Annotated in this window: 2 protein-coding genes; both read right to left on the bottom strand. The window is 63.2% G+C overall.

The features are described from left to right. Positions 1–247: 247 nt before the first annotated feature. Complete coding sequence (hrpA, locus tag ACIOVD_RS23055) at positions 248–4,159, bottom strand: ATP-dependent RNA helicase HrpA (protein WP_401130397.1); 3,912 nt, start codon at positions 4,157–4,159, stop codon at positions 248–250. A 143-nt stretch (positions 4,160–4,302) separates the two neighbouring features. Next, complete coding sequence (gene aceK / locus ACIOVD_RS23050; protein ID WP_320333873.1) at positions 4,303–6,024, bottom strand: bifunctional isocitrate dehydrogenase kinase/phosphatase; 1,722 nt, start codon at positions 6,022–6,024, stop codon at positions 4,303–4,305. Between the last annotated feature and the right edge of the window lie 23 nt (positions 6,025–6,047).

Raw genomic sequence — 6,047 nt, 5'->3', positions numbered from 1 at the left:
AGCGTTTTGCTTACTTTTGCGCTGTTCAAAAGTGAGCCGCCGTCAGGCGGAACCATAGGAGGCCGTTACCGCAAGAATGGATATGTACTCCGCCTAATCCAACACCCCAGAGGCCCAGAGGCCGCCACACGAGCAAGCTCCCTCGCCACAGGCCGCTACAAAGTTGTGTAGATACCTATGCCGCGATGAGGCCAACACCTTCAACAACCATGTCAAATGCCGCCCGGCCCACTCCCACAGGGATATCTCAGGGTTCGACCTGGGTCCACTGTTTGTTCAGGCGCTTGTCGGAAATCGGTACCTTGGTCCCCAGTTGCTGGGCAAACAACGACACCCGGTATTCTTCCAGCCACCAGCGATACAACTCCAACTGCGGATCGCGCTTGCCTTCCTGGGCATGTTTGTTGGCGCGGGCCTGGTATTGCGCCCAGAGCGCCGACAATTCGCCGCTCCAGACCCGATCCTTCTGCACCTGGGCGCCGAGTTTCTCGAAGCGTTGTTCGACGGCCTTGAGGTAGCGCGGCAGCTCCTTGAGCCACACCATCGGGGTTTCGCGGACAAACCCTGGGTACACCAGGTGACTCAACTGTTGCTTGATGTCATTCAAGGCCACCGCTTGCGCCAGGTCGATCTTGCCCTTGAAGCGTTTTTGCAGGCCGTGCCAGAGCTTGAGAATCTCCAGCGTCAGCTTCGCCAGGCGCTCGGCATGCTCGGTCCAGCCGCCGCGCTTGCGTTCGGCCAGCGCTGCCAGCCCGGCGCCGTCGCGGGGCAGGTTCGGCTCACCGTCGAGAATGCAGCTGTCCAGGCTCGCCAGCAGGATGTCTTCCACCAGCGCGTCGATCCGCCCCAACTCGCGATACATCAAGCCCAGTTCGGTGAGCCCCGGCAATTTGCCCCGCAGGAACTTCGCCGGCTCCGCCAGTTGCTGCATCAGCAGGCGCTGCAAGGCGCGGCGGTGCTGGAACTCGGCCTCGGCCGGGGTCGAGAAACGCCCCTCCTTGACCGTGCCCGCCTCCTCCACCAACGCCGGATAGACCGTCATCGACAGCCCGGCGATCTTCTGCTGGGTTTGCTGCGCCACGGCGGCGAAAACCTTGGCCTCCACCGGCTGCTGGCTTTTCGCAGTCTGTGGCACCGCCAATGCTGCCTGGCTGGCTTCGGCAAACCGCGCCGTCAGCTCGGCCAGGTCACGGCCTTCGCCGAGGAACTTGCCTTGGCCGTCGACAATTTCCAGGTTCATCCGCAAGTGGCTTTCCACCTGCTGCGCGGCTTCGGCCCAGGCCTCGTCGCTGACCCGCGCGCCGGTCATGCGCAACAACTCCCGACCCAGGGCCAGGGGCAGAGAGCCGTCGCCGAAGGTGATCCGTTGCAGGGCCGCCTTGACGAAATCCGGCACCGGCACGAAGTTCTTGCGCAAGGCTTTCGGCAAGTTGCGCACCAGGGCGATGCACTTGGCCTCGATCACCCCTGGCACCAGCCACTCCAGGCGCTCCGGTGGCAGCATCGGCAACAGCGGGGCCGGTACGCGCAGGGTCACGCCATCACGCGGATGGTTGGGTTCAAAGTGATAACTCAACGCCAGGGTCAGGTCGCCCAGGCGCAGGGTGTCCGGGTAATGCGCCGCGGTGATTTCGTTGGCCTCGCGCGCCAGCACGTCTTCCTCGCGCATGATCAGCAACTGCGGGTCTTTCTGGCTGTTGACCTTGTACCAACTGTCGAAGGTCGCGGTCTGGTGAATCTCTGCCGGCAAGCGCGCGTCATAGAACGCGAATAAGGTTTCTTCGTCCGCCAGGATGTCGCGCCGGCGCGCCTTGGCTTCCAGCTCATCGAGCTGTTCGAGCAACTGCGCGTTAGCCGTCAGGCACTTGGCCTTGGACTGGATCTCGCCACGCACCAGGGCTTCGCGGATGAATAGCTCACGCGACACCAGCGGATCGATCGGCCCGTAATGCACCGGACGGCGACCGACGATAATCAGCCCGAACAAGGTGATCTGCTCGTATGCCACCACCTGCCCACGCTTCTTCTCCCAATGGGGTTCGAAGTGGTTTTTCTTGATCAGGTGCCCGGCCAGCGGTTCGATCCAGTCGGCATCGATCTTGGCCACCATGCGCGCGTAGAGCTTGGTGGTCTCCACCAGTTCGGCGGCCATCAGCCATTGCGGGCGCTTCTTGCCCAGGCCCGATGAGGGGTGAATCCAGAACCGCCGCTGACGGGCACCGAGGTAGTCGCCCTCCTCGGTTTTCTGGCCAATCTGGCTGAGCAAGCCGGACAGCACCGCCTTGTGCAGCTTGGGATAATCCGCCGGCTCCTTGTTCAGCGACAACTGCATGTCGCGGCAGATCAGGCTCAACTGGCGATGCGAGTCACGCCACTCGCGCAGACGCAGGTAGTTGAGGAAATTCTTGCGGCACCAGTTGCGCAACGGGCTAGCGGTCAGCGCCTGGCGCTGCTCTTCAAAGCCGCGCCACAGATTGACCAGCCCGGCGAAGTCCGAGTCGACGTCCTTCCATTGCGCGTGGGCCTGGTCGGCGGCCTGCTGACGCTCCGGCGGCCGCTCGCGCGGGTCCTGGATCGACATGGCACTGGCGACGATCAACACTTCCTGGAGGCTGCCCAACCTGGCCGCTTCCAGCAGCATGCGCCCCATGCGCGGGTCGACCGGCAGGCGCGCCAGTTGCCGGCCCAGAGGCGTCAGCTGACTGTTGCGGTCCACCGCCGAGAGTTCCTGCAGCAGGTTGAAGCCGTCGCTGATGGCCTTGCCATCGGGCGGTTCGATGAACGGGAAATCGGTGATCTCACCCAGGCGCAGATGGAGCATCTGCAGGATCACCGCCGCCAGGTTGGTACGCAGGATTTCCGGGTCGGTAAATTCCGGCCGACCGATAAAGTCTTCTTCACTGTACAGGCAAATACAGATGCCCGGCTCGACCCGCCCGCAGCGCCCTTTACGCTGGTTGGCGCTGGCCTGGGAAATGGCCTCGATCGGCAGGCGCTGGACCTTGGCCCGGTAGCTGTAGCGGCTGATGCGCGCGGTGCCGCTGTCGATCACGTAGCGAATGCCCGGCACCGTCAGCGAGGTTTCCGCGACGTTGGTTGCCAGGACCACACGCCGCCCCGGGTGCGACTGGAAGATCCGCTGCTGCTCGGCCGGTGACAGACGGGCATACAGCGGCAGGATTTCGGTGTGTTTGAGCTGGGCCTTGCGCAGCATGTCGGCGGCGTCGCGAATTTCCCGCTCGCCCGGCAGGAACACCAGCACATCACCCGGGCTGCGGCGCTCGCTGCGTTCATGGGCGGCGATTTCATCGAGGGTGGCGAGGATCGCCTGGTCCACCGTCAGGTCGTCTTCGACCCGGTTGCCCTCCTCGTCCTGCTCAAGCGTCAGCGGCCGGTACCAGGTGTCCACCGGGAAGGTACGCCCCGATACTTCGACGATCGGCGCGTCGTCGAAGTGCTTGGAGAAGCGCTCCAGGTCGATGGTCGCCGAAGTGATGATGACTTTCAGGTCGGGACGGCGCGGCAGCAGGGTTTTCAGGTAACCGAGCAGGAAGTCGATGTTCAGGCTGCGTTCGTGGGCTTCGTCGACGATGATCGTGTCGTAGCGCTCGAGGTAGCGGTCGTTCTGGGTTTCCGCCAGCAGGATGCCGTCGGTCATCAGCTTGATCAGGGTGTTGGAGTCGCTCTGATCCTCGAACCGCACCTGATAGCCGACCAGTGCACCCAGCGGCGTAGCCAGTTCTTCGGCGACCCGGCTGGCGACGCTGCGCGCGGCAATCCGCCGTGGCTGGGTGTGCCCGATCAGGCCATGCTGGCCGCGGCCGATTTCCAGGCAGATCTTCGGCAACTGGGTGGTTTTACCCGAACCGGTTTCCCCGGCGATGATCAGCACCTGGTGCTTTTGCAGGGCGGCCTTGATTTCGTCGCGCTTGGCGGCAATCGGCAAACTGTCGTCGTAACGAATCACCGGCAGGCTGGCACGCCGCGCCAGCACCTGGTCGCAGGACGCTTGCAAACGCGTCACCCACTGGGCCAGCTTGGCCTCGTCGGGCTTCTTGCGCAGCTCGAGCAACTGGCGCCGCAGCCGGTGGCGGTCGGCGAGCATGGCGTGGTCGAGGTTGTTCAGCAGTTTGTCGATGGAAGGCGATTCGTCAGTCATCAGGTACGCAAAGGTCGTCTAGTGGCGCAGGGGGGCGATTGTCGCAGATTTGGCGGGATAAATAATGGTGCGGTGCATGACCCCACCGTGTGTGGCCTTGTCGCGGGCAAGCGGAGCGCCGCCCGCGAAGGCGTCAGTAGGCGCTACTCGTTATCCAGGCCCTTGCGCCGATACGGGAATACGTCGATCACCTTGCCCGCGCGAATCGCCTCTTGCAGGCTTTTCCAATAGTCGGCGTTGTACAGTTCGCCGTGCAATTGGTCGAACAGCTTGCGCTGCCCCCCATCGGCGAACAGGAACGGCGGGAACTCTTCGGGGAACACGTCCAGCGGGCCGATGGAGTACCAGGGCTCGGAGGCCATTTCGTCTTCCGGGGTGCGCGGCTGCGGGATATGGCGGAAGTTGGCTTCGGTCAGGTAGCAGATTTCGTCGTAGTCATAGAACACCACGCGGCCGTGGCGGGTGACGCCGAAGTTCTTCAGCAGCATGTCCCCGGGGAAGATATTCGCTGCCGCCAGTTGCTTGATCGCCAGCCCGTAGTCTTCCAGCGCTTCGCGCACCTGGGCGGGATTGGCGTTTTCCAGGTACAGGTTCAGTGGCGTCATGCGCCGCTCGGTCCAGCAGTGGCGGATCAGCACCGTGTCGCCTTCCACGGCCACGGTCGAGGCCGCGACCTCGAGCAACTCTTCCAGGCACGCCGGATCAAACTTGCTCAACGGAAAACGGAAGTCGGCGAACTCCTGGGTATCGGCCATGCGCCCGACCCGGTCGACACTTTTCACCAGCCGGTACTTCTCGATCACCGTGGCCCGGTCGACGTTTTTCGACGGTGAGAAACGGTCCTTGATGATCTTGAACACCGTGTTGAAGCCCGGCAGGGTGAACACGCTCATCACCATCCCGCGCACCCCTGGCGCCATGATGAACTGGTCATCGGTGTTGGCCAGGTGGTTGATCAGCGCCCGGTAGAACTCCGACTTGCCGTGTTTGTAGAAGCCGATCGAGGTGTACAGCTCGGCGATGTGCTTGCCCGGCAGGATGCGCTTGAGAAAGCCGATGAACTCCGCCGGCACCGGCACGTCGACCATAAAGTAGGAGCGGGTGAAGGAGAAGATGATCGACACGTCGGCTTCGTCGGTGATCAAGGCATCGATCTGGATCCCCCGGCCCTCGCGGTGCAGCAACGGGATTACCAGCGGCCATTGTTCATCGGCGGTGTAGATGCGCCCCACCAGGTAGGCACCCTTGTTGCGGTACAGCACCGAGGAAAACAGCTCGACCGCAAGGTTGGGGTCCTTGCACACCCAGTCGGGCAGGTTATCGCGCAGTTGTGCTTCGAGCCGGCGCAGGTCACCGGCGAGGTCGGCGTAGTCTTCGCTGAAGCGGTAGTCGCTGAAGATACTCGCCAGCATCCCCGACAACTGCCCCTGGGGCTTGTAGGTGCGGGTTTGCGCCGCCCGGGCGCGGCGCAGGCTCGGGCGGGTGGTGTGGATAAACATGCTGCCGTCGCTGATCAGGTCGTGGCTGAACAGCCCGCAGAAGGTCGAGTTGTACCAGGTCTCCGACAGTTCATCGTCGAATCGCAGATCGATCAGGCTGATGTAGGCGCTCTTGACCAGTGGCCAGCAACTGACCTCCAGCAAGGTCTCGGCGGCAAAGGCTGCGTGCAGGCGCCCCACCACTTCGTTGACCTTTTCTTCGTAGAGGTTGATCCGCGCCGCCGAGGCGACCTGCGCCTCCTGCCATGCCGCCTGCTCGAAACGTGTACGGGCGCCATCGGTGATCTGGCGAAAATGCTCGCGGTAATCGTCAAAGCCGTCGAGGATCATCTGGGCAATATCGGCGGCGGGCCATGGCTGCGGCATGTGAAGACCTCTGCGAGATGGTG

The sequence above is a fragment of the Pseudomonas sp. NPDC087626 genome (genome assembly GCF_044743405.1).
Classification (GTDB): domain Bacteria; phylum Pseudomonadota; class Gammaproteobacteria; order Pseudomonadales; family Pseudomonadaceae; genus Aquipseudomonas.
The sequence above is the reverse complement of the archived record's forward strand: the minus strand, read 5'-3'. Positions and strand labels throughout refer to the sequence as shown.

Bases quoted from the DNA above. Each gene is read 5' to 3' on its own strand.
- hrpA (WP_401130397.1), bottom strand. From the start codon at position 4,159: ATGACTGACGAATCGCCTTCCATCGACAAACTGCTGAACAACCTCGAC.
- aceK (WP_320333873.1), bottom strand. From the start codon at position 6,024: ATGCCGCAGCCATGGCCCGCCGCCGATATTGCCCAGATGATCCTCGAC.